Origin of the sequence: Duganella violaceipulchra, assembly GCF_019166075.1 — a bacterium.
Taxonomy (GTDB): Bacteria; Pseudomonadota; Gammaproteobacteria; order Burkholderiales; family Burkholderiaceae_D; genus Rugamonas; species Rugamonas violaceipulchra.
The window spans coordinates 210,698-234,450 of sequence record NZ_JAHTGR010000006.1; the positions used below are offsets into that span (position 1 = coordinate 210,698).

Genomic DNA, 23,753 nt, shown 5'->3' on the forward strand with positions numbered 1-23,753 from the left:
TGCTAAAAGTTATAGATTCGCACGACCGTTCGCTGATACACTTTCCGTTCCCCGGAGCAAATACCGGTTCTTACAAACATAATAAAAGACGAGACATGAAGATTGCCGATATCAAGATAGGCCGACGCCTGACGATTGCCTTTTCACTAACAACGTTGATGCTCGCCGTGGTGGTCACGGTCGGCACCCTGGGCTTGCGCGCCACCAGCGTGGAACACGCTGCCGGCAACGCGCAGCAGATCGCCTCTTTCTACAGCACGCTGATGATCGCCCTCGGCCTGGCCGGCGGCGTGATGAGCCTGTTCACCGCCTGGTTCATCACGCGCGGCATCGTCGGTCCGATCCGCCATGCGGTGCGGGTGGCGCGCACGGTGGCCGGCGGCGACCTCAGTTCCAACATCGAAATCCGCTCGCGCGACGAGATCGGCCAGCTGTCGGCCGCGCTGAAGGAAATGAACGCCAGCCTGATCGGCATCGTCTCCGAAGTGCGCGGCGGCACCGAAGCCATCAGCACCGCCTCGGCCGAAATCGCCGCCGGCAATATGGACCTGTCCGAGCGCACCGAGCGCCAGGCTGGCTCGCTGGAGGAAACCGCTTCCTCGATGGAGGAACTGACGTCCACCGTCAAACAGAACGCCGCCAACGCCCAGCAGGCCAACCAGCTGGCGGTGTCGGCCTCGGCCGTCGCCGGCGAGGGCGGCGCGGTGGTGGCACAGGTGGTGGACACCATGGCCTCGATCAACGCCTCGGCGCGCAAGATCGTCGACATCATCGCCGTCATCGACGGCATCGCCTTCCAGACCAACATCCTGGCGCTGAACGCCGCCGTCGAAGCGGCGCGCGCCGGCGAACAGGGTCGCGGCTTCGCCGTGGTGGCCAACGAGGTGCGCAACCTGGCGCAGCGCTCGGCCGCGGCGGCGCGTGAAATCAAGGGTTTGATCGGCGATTCCGTCGACCAGGTCGATGCCGGCGCGCGGCTGGTCGACCAGGCCGGCGTGACGATGACGGAGATCGTCGCCAGCGTGCGCCGCTTCACCGACATCATGAGCGAGATCGCGGCCGCCAGCCAGGAGCAGCTGTCCGGCATTGAGCACATCAACGGCGCCATCGTCGAGATGGACCAGACCACGCAGCAGAACGCCGCGCTGGTGGAGCAAGCCTCGGCGGCGGCGGCCACCATGCGCGACCAGGCCGCGCACCTGCAAGGCGCGGTGGGCGTGTTCAAGCTCAGTGGCGACGGCGGCGCGCGCAAGAGCGCCAGCATCAAGCCGATCAAATCGGCGCGCCGCGCCAGCGCCCATCCGTCGGAACACTTCGCCGAGCTGGAAGCGCCGCAGGCACGCCGCTCTTCGGCCCGTTAAGCGGCGATCAGCAGTTCGATCTCGGCCAGCAGCTGCGGCATGGTGTCGACCACGCGCCAGGCGCCGGGGAAGTCATGGCCGCGCGTCAGCGCATTGCGCAGGATGATGCAACGGATGCCGGCCGCAGTCGCCGCTTGCAGGCCGCGTGGCGAATCCTCCACCACCAGGCAGTCGCCGGCCTGTACGCCCAGCCGTTCAAGGCCCAGCAGATAGGGTTCCGGCGACGGCTTGCTGGTCGCGTAGGATTCATGCGTCAGCACGAATTCGAAGTGCGGCAGCAGATCAAGGCGGTGATGGATGATCTCGAAATGCTCGCGGTTGGAACTGGTGACCACCCCCATGCGCAGGCGCGGCGACAGGCTGGCGAGCACCGTGCCCACGCCGTCGATGGCCGGTATATGCTCCGAAGCCAGCGTGGCGGCGTAGCGGCGATTGCGTTCGCTACGCCATGCGTCCATCCCGGCTTCGTCCATCTGCGGATCGAGCAGGTGCCACGCGCCGCAGTTATCGGCCAGGTACCAGTCGAAAAAGTGCTGCTCGCTCAGCTCCAGCCCAAGCGGCAGGAACAGCTCCCGGTTCGCCTCGTAAAACAGGCGTTCGGTGTCCACCAACACGCCATCGTTATCCCACAAAATCGCCCGCAGCATCGTCACTGTCCCGTGTAAATCGTCACAGCTGGCATTGTACCCGCTGGTCTTGCACGGCCGGGTATGTAATACTCCGTCCAATATACTAAAAACAGAGCAACATGGCCGTTTTAGCACTGCTGCCACGCAGCCTCAAATTCCGCATGACGGTGGTGGTCGTCATGCTGGTGCTGGTTGCCACAGTCATCGTCACCTGGGTAGCGCTGGTGCTGGCCGAACGCGATATGAAAAGCGTGATCGGCAACCAGCAATACGCCCTGCTGTCCTCCGCCGCCGCGCAGGTGGACGCCCAGATCACCGCGAAAAAAGCGCTGCTGGCCAGCCTGGCCGACGCCATGCCTGCCGACGCCGGACAAGACCCCGAGCGCATGAGCGCCTTCGTCGCCCGCCATCCGGCCGTGCGCAAGGCGTTCCTCAATCTGCACATCTTCAACCGCAACGGCGTGCTGATACACACCGAGGGCGAAGGCGCCGCCGTGCTGGCGCTGGACGAACGTCCGCGCGCCTTCATGCAAAAGGTGCTGGCCGGCGGCCGTGTGGTGGTGTCGCCGCCGTTCAAGAGCATCCTGTCCGGCCTACCCGCCATCATGATCCTCCATCCGGTACTGGACGCACAGGGCAAGGCGGTGATGCTGCTGGGCGGCAGCATCGATCTGAGCCACTCCGACTTCCTGGCCCAGATCGCCGCGCAAAAACCGGGCAAGACCGGCTACATGTTCATCATGACCACCGGCGGCATCCTGGTGCACCATCCCAATCCGAAGCGCTTGCTGGAGCATATCAATGCGCGGCCTGGCTACAACCGCGCCACCGAAATGGCGCTGCAAGGCTTCGAGGGATGGACCGAAGCGGCCAACAAGGACGGCAGCGAAGGCATCTACTCGTACAAGCACCTGTCCACGACCAACTGGATCATCGGCGCCCGCTTCCCGGTCGACGAGGCGTTCGCGCCGATGATCGAGATGCGCCGCCACGCGATGCTGGCGGCCGGCGCCTTCGCCGCGCTGGCCGGTCTGATGGCGTGGCTGGCGATCCAGGCCCTGCTCAAGCCCCTGGGCCGGCTGCGCCGCAACATCAGCGACATCCGCAGCGGCGACGTCAGCATCGGCGTGCTGCAAAGGCGGCGGCGCGACGAGATCGGCGAATTAAGCAGCGCCTTCCACGAACTGATGGCGGAGCGCGAACTGGCGCAGGAAGCGATACGCGACAGCGAATCCCTGATCGCCGCCAGCGAAAAGCGCCTGCGCATGATCGCCGACAGCATCCCCGCCATCGTTGCGTATATCGACCGGGACAACCGCTACCACTTCACCAACGAATACTTCCGCACCATGCTGGGCCTCGATCCGCAGGCGATGATAGGCAGGACCATGTCCGAGGTGCTGGGCAAGGATTTTGTCGCCTCGATCGCGCCCTACCACGATGCGGCGATGCGCGGCGACCGCGTGCACTACGAACGCGAAGGCCGCAAGGACGGCATACCACAGCAGGTGATGGGCGACCTGATACCCGACATCGCCGCCGACGGCAGCGTGGCCGGCGTCTACCTGATGGCGGTCGACATCACCGAGCGCAAGAGCGCCGAGCTGCGCCAGGCCGCCAGCGAAAAGCGCTTGAAACTCCTGACCGACAATTTACCCGTATTGATCTCCTACCTGGACCACAAGCGCCGCTTCCAGTTCGTCAACGCCACCTTCTTCCAGTGGTTCGGCGTCGAGCCGGACAAACTGATAGGCCGCCACCTGGTCGACGGCATCGGTCGCGATCACTACGAGCACGCGGAGGCCCATCTGGAACAGGCCTATCGCGGCCACAACGTCACCTACGAACTGAAGGCGCAGATCGACGGCAGCCTGCACACGCTGGAGACAACCTTCGTGCCGGAGCTTGCTGCCGACGGCACGGTGGTCGGCATTTACTCGCTCACGCACGACACCACGCGCATGAAGGAAATCGAAGAACGCCTGACACAGCTGGCACGCATCGACTCCTTGACAGGCATCGCCAACCGCCTGATGTTCGAAGAGATCCTGCAACTGGCGGTGCTGCGGTCCAGGCGCAATCGCCGGCCGCTGGCGCTGGCCTACCTGGACATCGACCACTTCAAGAACATCAACGACACCCTGGGCCACGGCGCCGGCGATTCGGTATTGAAGGAGTTCGCCTCGCGGCTGGTGGGCAATGTGCGCGCCTCGGATACGGTGGCGCGCCTGGCGGGCGATGAATTCGTGATCGTGTTGGAACAGGTGGACGGTCCCGGCGAATGCGCGCGGCTGGCGGCCAAGATCATCGAATCGGTGCGGCGGCCGTTCGACGTCGCCGGCCAGCCGATGCGGATCACCACCAGCATCGGCATCGCGCTGCACGAGCGCAACGCCGAAAGCCCGGCCGAACTGATAGCGCGAGCCGACGGCGCGCTGTATGCGGCCAAACGTAAGGGCCGCGACGGTTACGCGCTCGCCAACTAAACGCTATCAGGCGGGGATGCCGCTCGCCTGTGGATTCGGCAGCGGTTCGGACACCTTGAACAACAGGTTGCGATCGACGTGGTGGAACGGTTCTTCCTGGCCGCGTATCATCATCACGGTGTCCTCCTCGTAGCCCCAAGTGCCGTCATCATTGATGGTGACCTTGATGCGGTACTCGACGGTCTTGAAGCCGTACTCCAGGAAGGGATTGGAACGGATGCCGTAGGTATCGGATTCCAGCCGCGCCACCAGTTCAAACTCCTTCGCGTCCGGCGCCACCACGGCCGAGGCCATGGCGATCTGCCCGCGCGGGATGCCGAGCGTCTGGATCACGGTGCTGGTGGCCGGCTCCCACAGCCAGTAGCCAACCTGCTCGTGGTAGGTCTTGGCCTGGCCAGGCTTGTTGATGATGATCAGGTAGCGCAAGCCGTAGAACAGCTGCGGACCGTTGGTGACCGGATCGATAGGCTGCAACTCGATGCGCTCGACGTAGGCCTGCTTGCGCGGACCATCCGCCTTCGGCTTGATGTCGAGGCCACGCTCGCCCTTCCAGATGCCCGCCATCGGCGCCAGCGGGCCAAGGTTATCCAGGGTGTTGACGTCGATCGGGGTAGGCTCGGTATAGATATCGCTGGAAAACTCGCTCATGCATAATCCTGGTGGTTGGTGATAGCCACTATTGTAAGGCGATCTCGATGCGGTTGCGTCCTTCATGGTAGCGATAGGCCACCGCGCCGCCCAACTGGCGTATCAGCAGCAGTCCGACGCCGCCTACGGCCTGCTCCTCGATGGGCCGCGCAGGATCGGGCGGCGGCGGGCCTTGCGTGAGCGGATTGAAGGCCGGTGCCTCATCTTCGTACACCAGCAGCGCGCCAGCCACGCCGACCCACACGGAATGGGCGCTGTCGCCGCCGTGGCCGTGCAGGATGCTGTTGCGCAGCAGCTCCTCCAGTATCAATTCGGCGCGCGCGACCACGCCCGGCCCAAGGCCAGCCTGTTGAAGCGCCATCGCAGCAAACGACATCGCGCCGGAGACCGCATCCAGCCGCGCCGGAAACCGCAACAGGTGCGCAATACCGGTTTCTTTTCTGTCCATTCGAGCATATTATCGGAATGCTCATCTCAGGAGAAGAATCATGCGTCACTTAAAAGCCGCCGTCGCCGCCATTGCCGCCATCTTCGCACTGGGCGGCGCCTGCGCCGCCGAACAACCGGCGGGCATGATCAAGACCACCAAGGGCATAGCCTCCATAGAGCACGCCGGCAAACAGTCCCCGGCCAGCACCGGCGCAGCGCTGATGGCGAGCGACCGCGTGGTCACCGGCGCCGATGGCAGCGTCGGCATCACGCTGCGCGACGAGACGCTGCTGGCGGTGGGCCCGAACAGCAACGTGTGGCTTGAAAAATACGCTTTCGATCCGACCTCGCATGAAGGCGTGCTCAATGCCACGGTCAAGCGCGGCACCCTGGGCGTCATTTCCGGCAAGCTCTCCAAGCAATCGCCGGGCGCGGTGCAGTTCCGCACCCCGACTTCCATCCTGGGAGTGCGCGGCACCGAATTCGTCATCGACGTCAAAGATGGGGAGTAAGGCATGACCATGCTGATCTGGATCGTCTGCCTGCTGGCCGCCGTCTCGCAGCAACAGCGCACCCCGACCGAGCAAATCACCCTGCTCCCCAGCCAGGACGGCAAGGCCAGCGCCGTGATCATCACCACCGCCGGCGTCGATACGGTGCTCGACCAACCCTACCAGACCGCAGCGATCGATGGCAAAGGCGCCAGCGTCAGCGCCGGCAACGGGGCCGACATCGGCAAGCGTTACGCCACCACGCTGACCGCCATGCCGCAGCGGGCCGCCGTGTTCACGCTGTACTTCGTCACCGACACCGACACGCTGGTGCCGGAATCGGCGGCGCGGCTGGCGGAGGTCAAGGCGCAACTGGTGTCGCGCCCCGCTCCGGAGATCATCGTCATCGGCCATACCGACACCGTCGCCAAGCAGGATTACAACGACCAGCTGTCGCTGCGGCGCGCGGCCACGGTCAAGCGCATCCTGGTGGAAGTGGGCATCGACGCCGACCGTATCGCCGTGCAGGGACGCGGTGAACGTGAGCTGCTGGTGCCTACCGCCGACGGCGTCGACGAGCCGCGCAACCGCCGCGTCGAGATCCGCGTGCGCTGAGCCATCAAGCCGCGCCATTCCAGCGCAGCACCAGCAAGGTCAGGTCGTCCGAGGGCTCGGCCTGACCCACGTGCAGGCGCACATCGTCGCGCACCGCCTGCACCAAGGCAGCCGGCGTGGCCGCTGCCGCTGGCAACGCCGCCAGCAAGCGGTCCAGCCGCTCGTTGCCATACAAGTCACCCGCTTCGTTCATGGCCTCGTTGATGCCATCGGTGGTCAGGCACAGGCACTCGCCGGCCTGTAGCTGGTAGTGCTGGACCGGATATTCGAAATCGTCCATCACGCACAGCGGCGGGCCGTCCGCCGCTTGCAGGTGCTCGACGCGGCCATCCACGGTCAGGCGGCGCGGCGCGTCGTGACCGGCGTTGCAGAGGAAGACCTGGCCGTTGGACGCGTCCAAAATCCCCGCCACGCTGCTCACGAACAGCATCTCGGGATTCTCGCGGGTCAGCTCCCGATTGGCGCCGTTCATGATGGCGGCCATTTCCGACGGTCCGCGCAGCGCGATGCTCTTCGATAGCGCCTTCGCCACCACCATGAACAGGCTGGCCGGCAGCCCCTTGCCCGATACATCTCCGACCATGAAGAACAGGCGGTCGCGATCCAGCATGAAAAAATCGTACAGGTCGCCGCCCACCTCGCGCGCAGGCTCCAGCAAGGCCTCCAGCGAGAAGCGTTGCTCTCCGGGGAAGGACAGCGCGGCCTGCGGCAGCGTCGCCATCTGGATGCGGCGCGCCGCGCCCAGTTCACCGGCGGTCTTGGCGGCGGAGACGCGGGCCACCTGCAAGGCGCGATCGCTGTGCTTGCGGTCGCGCACCGCCGCCGCCAGCATGCTGGTCAACAGGCTGAGGCCGACCAGGACGACGGCGCACACCACGCTGGTCGCATCGAACAACAATCCGGCCCGCGCAAACAGCAACATACCAACGCCATACACGCCCAGCACCAGCGCGCCACCCAGCGGCACTGCCAACAACAGGCGCAGCTTGGGCAGCAGCCAGACCAGTAGCAGGCTGCACGCGGCGAACGTCGCCACCTCGGCCCAGCGCATCCATCCGGGGCGACGCAGGAAGGTGCCATCGAAGAAGCTCTCGATCATCTGGGCATGCGTGTCCACGCCGGGCATGAAGTCGCCGCGGGCATTGGTCTTGTAGTCGGTCAGTCCCAGGCCGGTCATGGCGACGATGACGATCTTGTTTTGCAGCGCGCCGTCGGCCAACCGGCCGCGCATCACGTCCAGCGCCGAGATGTAGCGGTCCATCGCGGGCGCTGAAAAATTGACCCACACCGTGCCATCCGGCGCGGTCGGCACACGCAGGTCGCCAACCGACACACTGTGGACGCCGTCGGCGTCGGCCTCGATCTCCAGCGCGGAACTGCCGGTGGCCACGCGCAGCAGTTCCATCGACAGCGCCGGCGCCAGCGTGTCGCCAATTGCCCCGACCAGGGGCGCGCGCCGCACGATGCCCTTTTCGAGATTCACCGACAGCAGGCCCTGCCCCCTGGATGCCGCTTGCAGCAAGGGCAAACTGGACATCGCCTGCGGGAAGCGCATCACCGGCAGCGACGACGCCGGCCAATTCACATGCACCGGCCACACGCGCAACGCATCGCTGGTGCCGGCTTCGGGATGGGCAAAACCCGCCGCGCCCAGCACGATCGGCGCGCGCCGCATGGCCGCCGCCAGCACGTCGTCATACGCTGGCAGCGCCGCCAGGCTGTCGCGCAGCGGGCCGGCGGGCAAGCGCGCGGCCAGGGCCTCGGGCGAGGTGGTGTCCGGCTCCGGCATCAGGATATCCAGGCCGATGGCCAGCGGCTGCTGGGCGTTGATATGCTCTATCAACTCGGTCAAGCGGGTGCGCGGCCACGGCCACTGGCCGAACTCCTTGAGCGAAGCTTCGTCGATGGCGATGATCTGGACCGGCCCCGATGCACGCTGGCGCGGAAAGTGGACCTGGTAGGCGTTGAACAAGGCAAGCCGCAGTTGCGGCAGCAGGCCGTCGCCGCCAGCGGCCAGCGCCATCGCCAGCAGGCACGCCAGCACCAGCGCCAGCGGCCTGCCCTGGCCTGCGCGTACGCCGCCCAGGGCTTGGGTTTGCAAGCGGAGCAGCATGGCCGCGCTTACAGTTCGATTTCCATGCCGTCGTAGGCCGAGACGATTTCCAGCGGCGCTTCGCCGGTGATTTCGGCATAGCGCCGCGTCTCGGCCAGCACGCGGGCGATCTGCGCGTCGTCGTAGATGGGCTCGTGGTGGAACAGGCAAAGCTGGTGCACACCGGCCAACTGGCACAGTTCGACGCCGACCACGTTGCTAGAGTGACCCCAGTCGGCCTTCACCGATATCGAATCGGCCAGCGAATACATGGCGTCGAAGATCACCAGGTCGGCATCGCGGAAGAACTCGACGAAGGCCAGGCGCTCGGCCGCGTTGTCCAGCTTATGCTCGGAGTCGGTGCTGTAGATCATGACCTTGCCGCCTTGTTCCAGGCGGTAGCCATAGGAGTCGCCCGCGTGCAGTTGCAGCTTGGCGGTCACGGTCAGGTCGTGCAGGCGCAGCGGAACGCCCGGCTCCATCTGGACAAACTCGATAGTCGCGCCCAGCTGATGGAAGCCGACCGGGAAGCTGATCGGCTCCTGCTGGCGGCGGAAGGCCGTTTCCAGCTCCTCGTGGCAGCCGTAGATGATGATGCGGTTGCCCGGTATGTAGGCCGGCGTGAAGAACGGGAAGCCCATGATGTGGTCCCAATGGAGATGGGACATGAACACATGGTAGGTCTGCGGCTTGGCCGGGCCATAGCGCGCCAGCTTGGCGCCCGCCAGCGCGCGCACACCGGAACCCAGGTCAAGGATGACGTGTTCGTGCACGGTGTCCGGCTCCCACACCTCGACCTCCACGCAGCTGGAATTGCCGCCATAGGTGCCGCGCACATCGAAGCCCAGATCGTTGTCGATGTACGACGCCACCTTCTCCGGCGTGTCGAGGTTGCGGCCGATGGCGCCTTCGAGCGCGGTCACCAGCTTGGAGCGGATCTGCTTGTGGTTCAGCGCCACCGGCAGCGAACCGCGCGCGCCCCAGATGCGCGCTTTCATGAAGCGCCACCCACGGCTGCCAGCGCGCCGGCGCGGTCAGGGAAGATCTCGAACAGCATGTCGAAGCGGCTGATGGTGAACACTTCCAGCACCAGCGGCTGCAGCGCCGCCAGCACCATGCGCCCGCCCTGCGCCTTGACCTGCTTGATGGCCAACATCAGCGCGCGCAAGCCTATGCTGCTGATGTAGTTGACGCCGCTGAAATCGAGCACCAGCGCTGCGCCATCCTTGCTGCAGTCGCGCAAGTGCGGATCGAGTGCTAGCTTGAAGGCATCGGCATGCGTATGATCGATACGACCGGCGGGGCTGAGCACCACGGTGCTGCCGGCTTGCTGCGGCTGAAGTTCCATAATGGTGCCCTGTGCGCTGTGCGGGTGGGAATGGTGATTTTTTCCATTTTTACATCTTTTAGTGCAAGAAGCAATTCCTAGGAGAATCGCCTGTACATGATATTCTTCGGCCTCGACGCTACAAGGGAGAACGCGCATGTCGCCGCTCGACAAATTTTTCAAGCTCACTGAGCATGGCAGCAACGTTCGGACCGAAGTGGTCGCGGGCATTACCACCTTCCTGACGATGGCCTACATCATCTTCGTCAACCCCGCCATCCTGGGCGATGCCGGCGTGCCGAAGGACGCCGTGTTCGTCGCCACCTGCCTGGCGGCGGCGCTGGGCACCATCATCATGGGCCTGTACGCCAACTACCCGATCGGCATGGCGCCGGGCATGGGCCTGAACGCCTACTTCGCCTACGCCGTGGTGCTGGGCATGGGCGTGCCCTGGCAGTCGGCGCTGGGCGCGGTGTTCATCTCTGGCTGCCTGTTCATCCTGGTGAGCGTGTTCAAGGTGCGGGAATTGATCGTCAACGGCATACCGCATTCGCTGCGGGTGGCCATCACGGTGGGCCTGGGCTTGTTCCTGGCGTTGATCGCGATGAAGAGCGCCGGCCTGGTGGTCGCCAGCCCGGAAACGCTGGTGCGCGTGGGCGATATGCACAAGCCGCAGACCATCATGGCCGTCTTCGGCTTCCTGCTGATCGTCACGCTGGACCGCCTGCGGGTGCCGGGTGCGCTATTGATCGGCATCGTGGTGGTGACTGTCATGAGCTTCTTCTTCGGCGGGAATACCTTCCACGGTTTCATGTCGCTACCGCCGTCACTGGCGCCGACGCTATTCCAGTTCGACCTGAAAGGCGCCGCCTCGCTGGGCTTGTTCAACGTGGTGCTGGTGTTCTTCCTGGTTGAACTGTTCGACGCCACCGGCACGCTGATGGGCGTCGCCAGCCGCGGCGGCCTGCTGGTCGACGGCAAGATGAAGCGCCTGAACAAGGCGCTGCTGGCCGACAGCTGCGCAATTGTCGCCGGCTCCATGCTCGGCACCTCCAGCACCACGGCCTATCTGGAAAGCGCGGCCGGCGTGCAGGCGGGCGGACGCACCGGCCTGACGGCGCTGGTGGTGGCGCTGATGTTCCTGGCGGCCCTGTTCTTGGCGCCGATCGCCGGTGTGGTGCCGGCCTACGCTACCGCGCCGGCGCTGCTGTTTGTCGCCTGCCTGATGCTGCGCGACCTGGTCGATGTCGACTGGAGCGACACCACCGAGAGCGTACCGGCTGCCATCACCGCGCTGGTGATCCCGTTCACCTACTCCATCGCCCACGGCATCGCCTTTGGCTTCATCACCTACGCCGGACTGAAACTGTTGACCGGCCAGGCGCGTCAGGTCAAGCCGGTGGTGTGGGTGATCGCCGTGCTGTTCCTGTTCAAGTACGCCTACCTGACGGCCTAGGCGCGGCCTGCCGCCAGCCGTTCCGGGGATGCCACCAGCGTCGGCATCTCCCGCACCGCCAAGATGCCAACCACGTTGTTGAGCCGCATGCGGCACAACGTCAGCGGGTCTTCGTCCTCGGCCGCCAGCCTTATCTGCACGTCCACGCCTTGTGGATGCGTGGTCGTGCGCAGGCTGCGCAACTCCAGTCCCAAGCGGCGCACGATCGCCAGCACCGCTTCCAGGGTGGCGATGGGATCGTCCGGCTCGATGCAAAATCGGTAGCTTTTTTGTGTGGTATTCATGCAACCAGAATATCCGGGAGCCGGCAAAATAGGCTTCCTTGTTTTGCTCGATATTCAGCCCAATGAAGAAGATCATCCCATCCCATGTAAAATATGGGGAATAATCATCTTTCAGGACTCTGCGACATGGAAATCGACGAACTGGACCGCCGTATTTTGCGCGAACTGCGCCGTGACGGACGCCTGAGCAACACCAAGCTGGCGGAAAAGGTCGGCCTGTCCACCACGCCGTGCTGGAACCGCGTGCGCGCCCTGGAGGACGGCGGCCTGATCGAGGGCTACACGGCGTTGCTCAGCCAACAGGCGCTGGGCTACCCGGACACCGTCATCATCGAGGTCACGCTGGACCGCCATGACGACGACATCTTCGAGAAATTCGGCCAGGCGCTGGCGGATTTGCCGGAAGTGATGGAAGCCTACCTGTTGACCGGCGAATACGATTACCTGATCAAGGTGGCCGTGGCCGGTACGGCCGGCTACGAGGAATTCCTGCGCCGCAAACTATACAAACTTCCCGGCCTGCGCCACAGCCGTTCCACCTTCGTGCTGCGTTGCCTGAAACGCGCGCATTCGGTCGAACCTTAAAATGATCTATTAACATTGAAAAATACTCAATACCCAAATAAGACACTTTAGCCTTTAGCCTTGCCCTTTTATTTTTTCGATAGTAAATTGAAAATAGAATATTCAATAAAAGGGGAAGCACGATGCAAATTGCTAAAATTTCCGCATTAGCAACATTGACCATCCTTTCATCCTCCGCCTATGCGGTCGACAGCAGTTTCAGCGGATTTGCGCAATTAACCGTCGGCCGGGCTTTAAGCGGAAACTCCGACAGCCCCATTCCCTATCAACTTAATGCCAAGCCGGGATACAGCTACCAATGTCCCTGCTTTACCGGCAATTATGAATATGCCGGTGTCTACGAATACCATAAGACCGACCTGCGTCCGGAATCGCTGGCCGGCGTGCAGGGTAATTTCAAGTTCACGCCCGAATTGTCCGCCACGGTGCAACTGGTCGCGCGCGGCGCCGACAGTTCGGTCAATGCGGACTGGGCCTATGGCAGCTACAAGATTTCGGACAGCCTGACCCTGCAGGTCGGCCGCAAGCGCTTGCCGCTGTACTACTACTCGGACTATATGTACGTCGGCTACGCCTACCCGTGGCTGCGGCCTTCGCAGGACCTGTACGCATGGCAAATCTACTCCTACGACGGCGCCAACCTGCTCTACACCAACAACGTTGGCGACTGGACCTACACCGGCAACGTCTGGATCGGCCGCCGCAAGACCAGCGACAACGAACTGCTGGGAAATCTCTACTATTCGACCCGGATCGACGAAAGCTGGAAGAAGATGATCGGCGGCTATATCGACGCCAGCAACGACATCTTCAGCCTGCGCGGGGTCTATATGCATACCGTGGTCGAACGCTATGCCGTCGTCAACGGCGTGCGTTCGCTGGTCATGACCGGCCAGAACGGCGATTTCGTCAACGATGTCGGCCAGGCGTTCTATGGTGTGTCCTTGAATATGGATTATAAGAACTGGCTACTGCGCAGCGAGATTAACTATATTAACCGACCGTCGGTTAAAAACACCTATACCGCGCAGTCTTATTCCGGCGGATATAAGATGGATAAACACACATTCATGATTTCCTGGTCGCAATTCCAGGAGCGGGCCGCCTATTGGCCGGACGGCACCGAGAAACACGACACCACCTCTCTGAGTTATCGCTGGGATTACACCACCTCGCAGGCGCTGAAGGTGCAATTTGATAAGATCAACGATAAATCCAAATTCCAGTTCACCGGCGATGCCAAGCTGCTGTCGGCCTCCTGGCAAATCGTCTTTTAATGCGGAGGGCATCTTATGAGAAAACTTAAAGTAGCGACGGCGTTAATCTGCGCCGCGTTTGTGTGCAATACCGTGGCTGCGATGGAAATCGTGGTGGTGGTCAATCCCAAGAATCCTGCCAGCCGCATGTTCTCAGATCAGGCGTCGCAGTTCTTCCTGGGCAAATCCAATATGTTCGTGCCCCTGGACCAGGCTGAAAAATCCCAGATACGCGCCGAGTTCTACCAAAAGCTGTCCGGCAAGGATGTGTCCCAGGTCAAGGCCGCCTGGGCCAAGATCATTTTCACCGGCAAGGGCGTGATGCCGGCCGAGCTGCATTCGACGGCCGAGGTCAAGAAGGCCATCGCGGCCGACATCAACGCCATCGGCTACATAGAAAAGTCCGCCGTGGACGACAGCGTCAAAGTCATCCTGAGCCTGCCCTGAGACCCGCCATCCGCTTATGTTGTCGACCGCACAGATGGAGCGCCGGAAGCGGCGCATTGTGCAGGTGCTCGAACAACTATAAAAGGATGAACATGAACCAGCCCCTGAAACTCGCCATCGCACTCGCCGCACTGACTTTGACGTCGCAAGCCATGGCCCAAATCACGTTTTACGAACATGACGGCTGGCGCGGCCGTACCTTCACCGCCAACCGCCCGGTCAATGACTTCTCGCGCACCGGTTTCAACGACCGCGCCTCGTCGGTGGTGGTCGAACGCGGCCAGTGGGAAGTCTGCGACGACGCCAACTTCGGCGGCAACTGCATGGTGCTGCGCCGCGGCAGCTACGAGTCGCTGGGCGGCATGGGCATGAACGACCGCATCTCCTCGGTGCGCCCGGTAGGCCGTCGCGACCGCTATGACAACGAAGCGCCGGCGCCGCTGCCGCAGCCCACCTATGAATACCGCCGCCGTCCAAGCGAGCGCGTGATTGAAGTGCCGATCAGCTCGGTACGAGCCGTGGTGGGCACGCCGGAACAGCGCTGCTGGGTCGAACGCCAGCAAGTGACTGAACCGGCCCGCAGCGGCAACAATGTCGGTGGCGTCATCGCCGGCGCGCTGATCGGCGGTATCCTGGGTCACCAGGTGGGCGGCGGTACCGGACGCGACGTGGCCACGGCCGGCGGCGCAGTAGCTGGCGCGGCCATCGGCAACAACATGGCCAACAACAGCAACTCGCAGAGCTATGCGCGCGATGTGCGCCGCTGCGAAAACGTCAGCAACCCGACGCCGGAATACTGGGACGTGACGTATAACTATCGCGGCCAGCAACACCGCGTGCAGATGAGCACAGCCCCGGGTCAGACCATCGCGGTCAACGCCAGGACCGGCGAACCACGCATGTAATGCTGGAGATTTGCCCACTTCTCGCAAATTTAGGGGGATGTGGGCAAACAACAAGTATACTCAAGCCCCCCAATGGGCCGGCCCAGAGACTGCATGCGTAAGCTACTACCCTATTCCTACTACGGCGGCGACACCGACGAACAGCAGCAGTTCTATTCCGAACTACGGCCGGTGACCATCATTTCGCAAAGCGTAGGACTGGTGAGCTGGCTCGCGGCCGCCATCTTGCTGGCCGCCGGCGGACAGTCGCTGCACGCCAGCCTGCTGTTCGGCGTGCCGGGCATGCTGCTCAGCCTTGTCATCTCGCTACGGGCCGGCTCCGTCAAGTCGCTGGTTGTCTCCGGCATCATCGGCACCACTGCCACCGCGTTTGCCTTCCGCCTGCTGATGGCCTACTGTCCGGACCCGACGTTTTGGGTGCTGCCGGTCGGCACGGTGTTGACGCTGTCGGCCGCCCCCATCTTCGGCGGCATGATCAATTACATCGGCGCAGCCGTCGCCGTGTGGCTGATACTAACGGTAGGCAATTTTCCCGCGCAGCCGGGGCAGCTTACGTTCAATCTTGCGCTGCTGGTCATGGGCAGCAGCTTTGCCATGGCGATCTATTTACACGCTTATTTCCTGAACCTGCGCGTGCGCAGCCACCGCGCCCGGCGCGAGTTGGCGGAAATGGCCTTCAAGGACCTGGTCACCGGTTTGAACAATCGGCGCAAATTCACGCTGGAGGTACGCCGCATGCAATTGCTACCCTCGCCACTGCCGCTGTTTTTCCTGATGATAGACATCGACGACTTCAAGAAGATCAACGACACGTTGGGCCACGACGCCGGCGATGACGTGCTGATCCACACAGCGCAGGTGCTTGCCGGGCTGGGTGCGGGTCATCTGTGCGGCCGGCTGGGAGGCGAGGAATTCGGCGTCCTGTTCCATGGCGAGGCTGCGGACGCATTGGACTTTGCCGCTGCGCTGCTGGACGGCGTACGGGCAGCGACGCATCCACCGCGCACGGTCAGCATCGGCATTGCCGAGTTTGACAGGGACAGCGACCTGTCGGTCAGCTACAAGCGAGCCGACGAGGCGCTGTATCTCGCCAAGCGGCACGGCAAGAATCGCTATGTGCTGGCAGGCGGCATGCAGGCCGCCGCCTGAGCCGGTGAACAGATCCTCGACCGCAGCATCATTGACGACGACGGCTCGGGCCGATCAAGCCGAGCAGGCCCACCGCCAGCAGCAACAAGGTGCCAGGCTCCGGTATCGCTTGCAAAACGGGCAGGCCGCCTGGCCCCAGCACAGGATTGACCACCGTCGTGCCGTTGCTACTGAGGCTGAAGACGGCCGAGCCGACCACGATCGTGCTGCGCCCCGCCCCGCCAAACGAGCCGGACCAGAACGACGGCGCTGGGCTATACAGGCCGTCCGGCGGCAGCGGCGCCAACGGCGTGGCGCTTCCGGTGGTATCGACGGACAAGTCAAATTCAACAATGAAGTGTGGCGTCGCATAGTTCGGACTGGAACCGAAGCTTGCGCCTGCATGGAACCTGGCCAGCGCCAGATCGTCGGCGTCGAGCGCGGACCAGAATGGCGAACTCAGATCGAAACCACCCGCGGCGTCGACCGGCGATCGCACAGCGTGGCTTTTTTCAAACGACTGGATACCACTGTCGCTGATATGCACGACATAGTCCGTGCTGCCGTTCTGGAAAAACACATCCATGAACTGCCCGCCTGCCCCGGCGGACGTAAAGCTGCCCAGGTCGTACATCAAATTGAGCGTGTGCCCGAGCGTTGAACCCGGCGCTCCGCTGGTCGATTGCTCCACATAGAAACGCGTGCCGCCCGGCGCACCGACGGTGAAGCTGGCGGAACTCACGGTGGGCCGGGGCGGCGCGCCGTTCGTCGCCGAGACGATCCATTCTGCCGGGCCGAACAAGCCGTCGCTCACGTGGACCGGAGCCGCCTGTGCCGCGCCGGCAAGGCCGATGCCCGCCAGCGCCAAAAGCAAAATGCCACGCCACCCGCCGCGCTTCACAGAAAACACCTTCGTTTGGGAATGTTTCATGCCTATCGCCTGGTTGTGGTTGCTGCGCACCAGAAGAAGCAAATTCGGTTCCATGCGCCGTGGAGACTGCCCTGCCATGTTTGCCGTGCATGCGCCGGCGGCGCACTGTAAGCCTAGCCGACACTAAAAAAAGGGCGACCAACGGTCGCCCTTCGCGTCTCCGGTCCAGACCGTTTAGAAGTGGTACTCAGCCCTTATCATCGGCGTCTTCGCCACATAGCCCTGGCCGCCGGTGGTGGCCGAGGTATTGCCGAACTTGTTGTGCCAGTACTGGTACTCGACGCCGACGCGGAAGGTGTTCTTGGCGTGGCCCATTGCGGCGCCCGCGTCAAACATCAGTTGCATGTCGATATTGGTCTCGGCGCCGGTATCGCTGCCCACCTCGTCCTTGCCCTTCGATGCGATAAAGTTGGCATAGCCCTCGAAGGCCCACAGCGAACCCAGCGGGATACCCCAGTCCGACGACAGCATCGCATGCGTCTTGTAGGTATAGCGGCCAGTAACGGTGGAGATCGGCGGGAAGGCGCCGCTCGGCGCGTTGCTTTCGTTGAGCAGCAGCAGGCTGGTATTGAAGTGACCGGCCGGCACGTTCCACATAAAAGTCGGCCCCAGCACGAACATGCGCTTGCGCGAGTTGTAGCCCACGTCGTTCTTGGTGTTGACGTCGAAACCAGCGGTGATGCCCAGGCCGCGCACCGGGCCGAACTTGTAGTCGGTGCCGGTCACCTTGCTCAGGTCGACGGTATTGCGGTACAGGATGTAGGCTTCGTTGGCGCCGGACTTCTGCGTCAGCGATGCCGGGTCGTTCTTGTCCGACATCAGGAAGTCGGCGTTGAAGTAGTTGGTGCCGTACTTGTAGCCGCTGACGTGGGTCAGCGCCAGGATGTTCTTGGAGATGTCGTTCGGATTGAACGGCTCGCGATAGTCGTTGCCGTAACGCCAGCTGACGGAGGTGTCGCTCCAGTCGGCGGCGTGAACCGATCCGGCCAGGCTCAACAAGGCGATGCATACCAGCTGTGGAATTTGTCTCGTTTTCATTTTAGTTTTTCCATATTGTAGGACGTGACTGTCCCCGCCGGCACCGTCAGGGCGCGCCGGTAAGGAGGCAGTCGTTGGGGTTAGTTCCTCAGCCTGCGCCGAGGTAGACGAACTTGAAGGTGAACACGCAAGCGATCGCCCAGATCACTGGACGCACTTCGCGCACACGGCCGGTCAACAGCTTCAGCACCGCATAGGAGATGAAGCCGAACGCCACGCCAAGTGCGATCGAGTACGTGAACGGCATGGTCAGCGCCGCGATGGCGGCTGGCACGCTTTCGGTGGTGTCGGACCAGTCGATGTCGACCAGTTCGCGCAGCATGAGGCAGGAAACATAGAGCAGCGCAGGCGCCGTGGCGTAGCTCGGCACCACGCCGGCCAGCGGCGAGATGAACAGGCAGGCCAGGAACAGCACGCCGACGGCGACTGCGGTCAGGCCGGTGCGGCCGCCCGCTTGCACGCCGGCGGCGCTTTCGATGTAGGCGGTGGTGCTGGAAGTGCCCAGCAGCGAGCCGGTGACGATGGCGCAGCTGTCGGCCAGCAGCGCCTTGTTCAGGCGTTCCATCTTGCCGTTGACCAGCAGGCCGGCGCGGTTGGCCACGCCCATCAGCGTGCCGGTGGCGTCGAACAGTTCGACCAGGAAGAACACCAGCACCACGTTCAGCAGGCCGACCGAAATCGCGCCCATCAAATCCAGCTTGAACAGGGTCGGCGCCAGCGAAGGCGGCGTGTCGATAATGCCGTTAAAGGTATTCCCGGCGACGAAGAAGCTCAGCACCGTCACGGCCAGGATGCCGATCAGGATCGCGCCCTTGACCTTCAGGCGGTCCAGCGCAACGATGATGAAGAAGCCGACGATGGCCAGCAAGGTAGGCGCCTTGTGCAGGTCGCCCACGCGCACCAGCGTCTCCGGGCTGCTGACGACGATGCCGGCGCTTTTCAGCGAGATCAGGCCGAGGAATAAGCCGATGCCAACGGTGATGGCGGTGCGGATCGAATGCGGAATGCCGTTGACGATCATCTCCCGCAGCTTGAAGACGCTGACGAACAAGAACAGGCAACCGGAAATGAAGACCGCGCCCAGCGCCATCTCCCAAGGCATGCCCATGCCCTTGACCACGACATAGGCGAAGTAGGCGTTCAAGCCCATGCCCGGCGCCATGGCAATCGGATAGTTGGCGTACAGGCCCATAATCAAACAGCCCAGGGCGGCCGCGATACAGGTGGCGACGAACACGGCGCCCTTGGGCATGCCGGCGTCACCGAGGATGGAGGGGTTGACGAAGATGATGTAAGCCATCGTCAGGAATGTGGTCAGACCTGCCACCAGTTCGGTGCGCACATCAGTCCCATTCTCTTTCAGCTTGAAGAATTTTTCTAAAATTAACATAACGTCTCCGTGTTCTATTTTTAACTGCTTATTGGTCATTCGCCGATTAAACATGGGAACAATCGACTAGACCTTATCTCAGGGGCCACGTCACGAAATGGCTTCCGTGGCATACCTGCTATCTGTTATCACCTATAACAGCCGGGGCGCGCCGCATTTGAATGCGGCGTAGCCCCGTTCTAAACCTCCTAGACGAATTCGCCGATTTTCGATACCACGGCCTTGCGCACCGAGCCTGTCACAATGAAGGAGCGCGCCACTTCAAGGTCGTTGTGCAGCCAGCGGTCGCCGTCGAGGCAGGCAGGGATCTGCGCGCGCACCGATTCGTAGGCCGCCTGCGTACCCTTTCCGAGCACAAAACCGGGCAGCAGATTTTCTGTCATCGTCAGCGCCTGGGAGGCAAGCAACATTTCTACGCCGACAATGTACTGTGTGTTCGACACCACAGTTGCGGCCTTGCGCGCGCACCAGGTGGAGTTGGACACGTGGTCCTCGCTGTTGCCTTTGGCCGGAATCGAGTCGACGCTGCCTGGCATGCACAGCGTGCGGTTCTCCATCACGAGGGAGCTGAGCGAGCATTGCATCACCGGATAGCCGGTGTTCACACCACGCACGCCGGACATCAGGTTGCGCGGCAGGCCCCACGACAGCGTAGGATCGATCAGGCGCGCGACGCGACGCTCGACGATGCTGCCCAGGTCCGCCACGGCCATCGCCAGCAGGTCCATCGCCTGCGCCAGGTATTGGCCGTGGAAGTTACCGCCCGAGATGATCTCGAAGCCGCCGCCGTCCTTGCCGAAGATGAGCGGGTTGTCGGTGGCGGAGTTCACTTCCTTGTCGAGGATGGTGTCGATGTAGTCCAGCGCATCGAACACCGGGCCGTAGACCTGCGGCGCACAGCGCAGCGAGTACACGTCCTGGATGCGGGCCGTGTACGGAATGTCGGTGCGGCGCAGCTCTTCCGGGAACTGCACGGCGCGCGCTTCGTGCGTGGTGCGGGTGGAGCCGTCCAGCAGGTCGCGGATGATGGCGGCGGTCTTGATCTGGCCCGCGTGCGGACGCGCTTCGTGGATGCGCGGATCGAAGGCCGACATCTCGGCGCGCATCGCTTCCAGCGTCAGGCCCAGCGACAGGCAGGCATCGGACAGCATATTGCGCGCATCGGAAGCGGCCAGCAGCGCCACCGCCAGCGAGACGGTACAGCCGTTGATCAGAGCCGATGCGTCCTTGGCCTTCAGCTCAAAGACGACCGGGCCGACGTTGGAAGCACGGATCGCGTCAGGGGCCGACATGCGCTGGCCCTTGTACATCACTTCCGCTTCTTCAAAGCCGGCGATGGCAGCCGCCAGGTAGGCCAGTGGCGCCAGGTCGCCCGAGGCGCCGACGGAGCCCTTCTGCGGCATGATCGGGTGGATGCCGGCATTGACGAAGGACAGCAGGCGGTCGACCACTTCCACGCGCGGCGCGGAGTAGTTACTGGCGAAGGCATTGGCGCGCAACAGCATGGTGGCGCGGCTGACTTCTTCGGAGAACGGCTCGCCCATGCCGCAGGCGTGGGCCTTGATCAGCTGCGTCTGGAACAGGACGATGTCCTGCACCTTGACGCGGGTGTCCTTCAACATGCCGACGCCGGTGTTAAAGCTGTACATCATCGGCGCTTCGTCGTGCATCCAGGTCGACTCGATGTAGTCGCGGCTTTCTTTCAGCGCGGCGCGCGACGAGGCGGCCAGGTTCACTTCGATGGCGTGGTCGCGGGCGACGGCGACGACTTGCGCCGCGGTCAGGTTGAAACCGTTGATGGTGGTAGTAGTCATGATCTGTCTTCTTATCAGTTGGCGCCGGCGGAGAACCAAGCACCGAGTTCGGAGCGTTCTTCTGGCGTGATGTTGGTCATATTCCCGATCGGCATAGCCTTCAGGACAACAGCCTGCTGGTTGATCTTGGCCGCGTTCTGGCGGATCAGCTCAGGCGTATCGAACTTGATGCCGGCCGGCGCGGTGGCGAAGCCGGGTTGCGTAGGCTGCGCGGCGTGGCAGCTGACGCAACGCTGGCTGACGATGGCCTGCACACGGTTGAAGTCAGGTGCAGCAACACTGGCATGTGCCTCACCGGCGGTGTCGCCGACGATGGCAGGCACAGGAGCCGCAGCAGGACGAGGCGCAATCACCACGGCAACCGCCGCCAGGATCGCGACACCGGCCGCAGGGAACTGCCACGCGGTCTTGCCGTGATGGCGCAGGTTGAAGAAGTGACGAATCAGCACGCCGGCGGCGATGATCGCGCCCAGCAGCGCCCAGCTATAGGCATGGCTGTAGGTCATCGCATAGTGGTTGCTGATCATGATCAGCAGGACCGGCAGCGTGAAGTAGTTGTTGTGGACAGAGCGCTGCTTGGCCTTCTTGCCGTGGATAGGATCAGGCGATTTACCCTGCTCCATCGCTTCCACCAGCTTGCGCTGGCCAGGAATAATCAGCATCAGCACATTACCGACCATCATGGTGCCGATCATGGCGCCAACGTGGATGTAGGCGGCGCGGCCGCTCAGGAACTTGGTCAGCACATAGGCCATCGCGACGATGAACACGAACATGATGATGCCCAGCAGGCCATCTTTCTGGCCCAGCGGCGAGCGGCACAGCGTATCGTAGAACAGCCAGCCCACCAGCAGCGAGCCGAGGCCCACGCCGATCGCCTGCAGCTGCGACAGGTCCGCGACCGACTTATCAATCATCATCGCCGAGGCGTTGAAGTAGTAGACGATAAACAGCAGCGAGAAGCCCGAGATCCAGGTTGCATAGGCTTCCCATTTAAACCAGTGCAGGTCCGACGGCAGCTCGGCCGGCGACACCAGATACTTCTGCGGATTGTAAAAACCGCCACCATGCACGGCCCACAATTCTCCGGACACGCCCTTCTTGGCCAGGTCGGAACCCGGCTTCGGTGGTCGTATGCTGTTGTCGAGCCAGACGAAGTAGAAGGATGCGCCGATCCACGCGATCCCCGTGATGAGATGCAGCCAGCGCACCAATAGATTGAGCCAGTCCACGCCGTAAGCGAGCAATTCCATGTTGTCCCCAATGATTGGATTAAGCTCGTCTGCCACCGCGGGCGCTCCAGACGATTGGGATGATTTCCCTTTTGGCCGCGAACTGTTGAAAGCTCCGCTGCGACCGCTTGAAAGCCACACGCAGATCACGCATGGTCTGGGACGAACGATAAAACTAATTCTGGCTTTTCGTATGGCAGTAGCCGTATATTAAAAATAGGCTCACCGTTATAGATCGATCATCATGGCACAACTTCCCGACCACTTAGACCTGCACCTCATACGCATTCTGTACATGCTCCTCTGCGAAAAAAACGTTTCACGCGTCGCGATGAAACTGGATCAAACGCAGCCCTCCATCTCGGCCTCGCTGCAAAAACTGCGCGAGCTCACAGGCGATCCGCTGCTGGTGCGCGGCGGCCGCGGCATGGTGCCGACCCAGCACGGCGAGAGCCTGAAGGCGCCCGCCAAACGCATCCTCGACGAGGTGGGGCAGCTGTTCCTGCACAAGACGCCCTTCGCCTCGAAGGAGGAAGGACGCACCTTCCGCATCGGCGCGCCGGACTACCTTGATATTCAATTTTTGCCCAACGTTGTGGCGCGCTTGCGACGCGAATCGCCCAAGAGCCGCGTCATCATCCACAGCCTGGGCGCCGAAGTGGACGCGATCCGCATGCTGTCCGACGGCGAACTCGATCTGCTGATCGGTAACTGGGAGCAGCCACCGGAACACCTGCACCTGTCGCGCCTCTTCGAAGACCCGATCATCTGCGCCATGCGCGCCGACGCGCCCTATGCCAAGCGCACCGATTCCAACGACATGACGTTAGACGATTATCTGAGCCTGCCCCACGTGGCGCCCTCGCCCACGCTGCCCGGCTTCCATGGCGTAATCGATTCCTTCCTGACGCAGCAGGGCTACCAGCGCAATGTGGTGGTGGAATCCGCGTATTTCAGCCTGATTCCCTACATGCTGACGCAGACCGACATGGTGCTCACCACCGGGCGCCAGTACCTGCGCTTTTACGAGCGCAACCTGCCGATCAAGACCTTCACGGTGCCGGTGCGCTTCCCGACGATGCGCTTCTACCAGCTGTGGCACGAGCGCGTGCACCAGGCGCCGGAGCACAAGTGGTTGCGCGACCAGGTCACGCAGGCCGCGCAAGCGCTGACCGCGAGATGACCCCAAGACGATGGGGTCTGACCCCT

22 protein-coding genes and 1 pseudogene are annotated in these 23,753 nt (G+C 62.9%); 11 read left to right on the forward strand and 12 right to left on the reverse strand.

The features are described 5' to 3' along the window. Window positions 1–308 precede the first annotated feature (308 nt). Window positions 309–1,361, forward strand: a pseudogene (locus tag KVP70_RS13690) (methyl-accepting chemotaxis protein); the annotation flags it as partial. Here KVP70_RS13690 and KVP70_RS13695 read toward each other — a convergent pair. Beyond that, window positions 1,358–2,008, reverse strand: coding sequence for an HAD family hydrolase (locus tag KVP70_RS13695; RefSeq protein WP_217942777.1), 651 nt, complete (start codon window positions 2,006–2,008; stop codon window positions 1,358–1,360). The pseudogene KVP70_RS13690 and the gene KVP70_RS13695 sit on opposite strands and share 4 nt — an antisense overlap. A gap of 101 nt (window positions 2,009–2,109) precedes the next feature. Between KVP70_RS13695 and KVP70_RS13700 the strand changes: the two genes are divergently transcribed. Continuing rightward, on the forward strand, window positions 2,110–4,476 hold the full coding sequence (locus KVP70_RS13700; protein WP_229224799.1) for a diguanylate cyclase domain-containing protein: 2,367 nt from the start codon (window positions 2,110–2,112) through the stop codon (window positions 4,474–4,476). 6 nt (window positions 4,477–4,482) lie between these two features. On the opposite strand, the gene KVP70_RS13705 is transcribed toward KVP70_RS13700, so the two are convergent. Both KVP70_RS13705 and KVP70_RS13710 read right to left on the reverse strand, forming a co-directional pair. Next, the gene (locus KVP70_RS13705; RefSeq protein WP_217942778.1) at window positions 4,483–5,124 is read right to left on the reverse strand and encodes an FABP family protein; all 642 of its coding nucleotides are present in this window, start codon (window positions 5,122–5,124) and stop codon (window positions 4,483–4,485) included. Between the two features lie 28 nt (window positions 5,125–5,152). After that, entirely contained in the window at window positions 5,153–5,572 is a 420-nt protein-coding gene (locus tag KVP70_RS13710; protein WP_217942779.1) for an ATP-binding protein, read from the reverse strand. 40 nt (window positions 5,573–5,612) lie between these two features. Here KVP70_RS13710 and KVP70_RS13715 point away from each other — a divergent pair, with 40 nt between their 5' ends. Then, on the forward strand, window positions 5,613–6,065 hold the full coding sequence (locus KVP70_RS13715; RefSeq protein ID WP_217942780.1) for a FecR family protein: 453 nt from the start codon (window positions 5,613–5,615) through the stop codon (window positions 6,063–6,065). Window positions 6,066–6,068: 3 nt separating this feature from the next. Then, on the forward strand, window positions 6,069–6,659 hold the full coding sequence (locus tag KVP70_RS13720; RefSeq protein WP_217942781.1) for an OmpA family protein: 591 nt from the start codon (window positions 6,069–6,071) through the stop codon (window positions 6,657–6,659). A gap of 4 nt (window positions 6,660–6,663) precedes the next feature. On the opposite strand, the gene KVP70_RS13725 is transcribed toward KVP70_RS13720, so the two are convergent. From KVP70_RS13725 to KVP70_RS13735, 3 genes are read right to left on the reverse strand one after another with little or no spacing between them, the layout of a single operon-like run. Continuing rightward, a complete protein-coding gene (locus KVP70_RS13725; protein WP_217942782.1) occupies window positions 6,664–8,772 on the reverse strand; it encodes a CHASE2 domain-containing protein in 2,109 nt (702 codons plus the stop codon). Between the two features lie 8 nt (window positions 8,773–8,780). Then, window positions 8,781–9,749: an MBL fold metallo-hydrolase gene (locus KVP70_RS13730; protein ID WP_217942783.1), complete on the reverse strand. Its 969-nt coding sequence runs from the start codon at window positions 9,747–9,749 to the stop codon at window positions 8,781–8,783. Further along, window positions 9,746–10,099 carry an STAS domain-containing protein gene (locus tag KVP70_RS13735; protein ID WP_217942784.1) on the reverse strand — a complete coding sequence of 118 codons (354 nt, stop codon included), beginning with the start codon at window positions 10,097–10,099 and terminating at the stop codon, window positions 9,746–9,748. The genes KVP70_RS13730 and KVP70_RS13735 overlap by 4 nt, the downstream gene beginning before the upstream one ends. A 136-nt stretch (window positions 10,100–10,235) precedes the next feature. Here KVP70_RS13735 and KVP70_RS13740 point away from each other — a divergent pair, with 136 nt between their 5' ends. Beyond that, window positions 10,236–11,534 carry an NCS2 family permease gene (locus KVP70_RS13740; protein WP_217942785.1) on the forward strand — a complete coding sequence of 433 codons (1,299 nt, stop codon included), beginning with the start codon at window positions 10,236–10,238 and terminating at the stop codon, window positions 11,532–11,534. Here the strand turns inward: KVP70_RS13740 and KVP70_RS13745 are convergent. Beyond that, complete coding sequence (locus KVP70_RS13745; protein ID WP_217942786.1) at window positions 11,531–11,818, reverse strand: ACT domain-containing protein; 288 nt, start codon at window positions 11,816–11,818, stop codon at window positions 11,531–11,533. The genes KVP70_RS13740 and KVP70_RS13745 overlap by 4 nt on opposite strands. A gap of 126 nt (window positions 11,819–11,944) precedes the next feature. On the opposite strand from KVP70_RS13745, the gene KVP70_RS13750 reads away from it, so the two are divergent. The 5 genes from KVP70_RS13750 to KVP70_RS13770 all read left to right on the forward strand — a co-directional run bounded on the left by KVP70_RS13750 (window position 11,945) and on the right by KVP70_RS13770 (window position 16,160). Beyond that, entirely contained in the window at window positions 11,945–12,403 is a 459-nt protein-coding gene (locus KVP70_RS13750; protein ID WP_217942787.1) for an Lrp/AsnC family transcriptional regulator, read from the forward strand. Between the two features lie 122 nt (window positions 12,404–12,525). Then, the gene (locus KVP70_RS13755; protein WP_217942788.1) at window positions 12,526–13,680 is read left to right on the forward strand and encodes a hypothetical protein; all 1,155 of its coding nucleotides are present in this window, start codon (window positions 12,526–12,528) and stop codon (window positions 13,678–13,680) included. A gap of 15 nt (window positions 13,681–13,695) precedes the next feature. Continuing rightward, window positions 13,696–14,106, forward strand: coding sequence for a type 2 periplasmic-binding domain-containing protein (locus KVP70_RS13760; protein WP_217942789.1), 411 nt, complete (start codon window positions 13,696–13,698; stop codon window positions 14,104–14,106). Window positions 14,107–14,198: 92 nt separating this feature from the next. Continuing rightward, window positions 14,199–15,011: a beta/gamma crystallin-related protein gene (locus tag KVP70_RS34875; protein WP_304515518.1), complete on the forward strand. Its 813-nt coding sequence runs from the start codon at window positions 14,199–14,201 to the stop codon at window positions 15,009–15,011. A gap of 93 nt (window positions 15,012–15,104) precedes the next feature. Further along, window positions 15,105–16,160, forward strand: a complete 1,056-nt coding sequence (locus KVP70_RS13770) for a GGDEF domain-containing protein (protein ID WP_217942791.1) — start codon at window positions 15,105–15,107, stop codon at window positions 16,158–16,160. Window positions 16,161–16,188: 28 nt separating this feature from the next. Here the strand turns inward: KVP70_RS13770 and KVP70_RS13775 are convergent, their stop codons facing one another. The 5 genes from KVP70_RS13775 to KVP70_RS13795 all read right to left on the reverse strand — a co-directional run bounded on the left by KVP70_RS13775 (window position 16,189) and on the right by KVP70_RS13795 (window position 22,565). Then, a complete protein-coding gene (locus tag KVP70_RS13775; protein WP_217942792.1) occupies window positions 16,189–17,070 on the reverse strand; it encodes a PEP-CTERM sorting domain-containing protein in 882 nt (293 codons plus the stop codon). Window positions 17,071–17,244: 174 nt separating this feature from the next. Beyond that, window positions 17,245–18,108: an outer envelope protein gene (locus KVP70_RS13780; RefSeq protein WP_217942793.1), complete on the reverse strand. Its 864-nt coding sequence runs from the start codon at window positions 18,106–18,108 to the stop codon at window positions 17,245–17,247. 88 nt (window positions 18,109–18,196) lie between these two features. Then, complete coding sequence (locus KVP70_RS13785) at window positions 18,197–19,498, reverse strand: NCS2 family permease (protein ID WP_217942794.1); 1,302 nt, start codon at window positions 19,496–19,498, stop codon at window positions 18,197–18,199. Window positions 19,499–19,686: 188 nt separating this feature from the next. Beyond that, complete coding sequence (locus KVP70_RS13790) at window positions 19,687–21,312, reverse strand: HAL/PAL/TAL family ammonia-lyase (RefSeq protein ID WP_217942795.1); 1,626 nt, start codon at window positions 21,310–21,312, stop codon at window positions 19,687–19,689. A gap of 14 nt (window positions 21,313–21,326) precedes the next feature. Next, window positions 21,327–22,565: a urate hydroxylase PuuD gene (locus KVP70_RS13795; protein ID WP_217942796.1), complete on the reverse strand. Its 1,239-nt coding sequence runs from the start codon at window positions 22,563–22,565 to the stop codon at window positions 21,327–21,329. A 223-nt stretch (window positions 22,566–22,788) separates the two neighbouring features. On the opposite strand from KVP70_RS13795, the gene KVP70_RS13800 reads away from it, so the two are divergent. Beyond that, complete coding sequence (locus KVP70_RS13800) at window positions 22,789–23,727, forward strand: LysR family transcriptional regulator (protein ID WP_217942797.1); 939 nt, start codon at window positions 22,789–22,791, stop codon at window positions 23,725–23,727. Window positions 23,728–23,753: the final 26 nt, after the last annotated feature.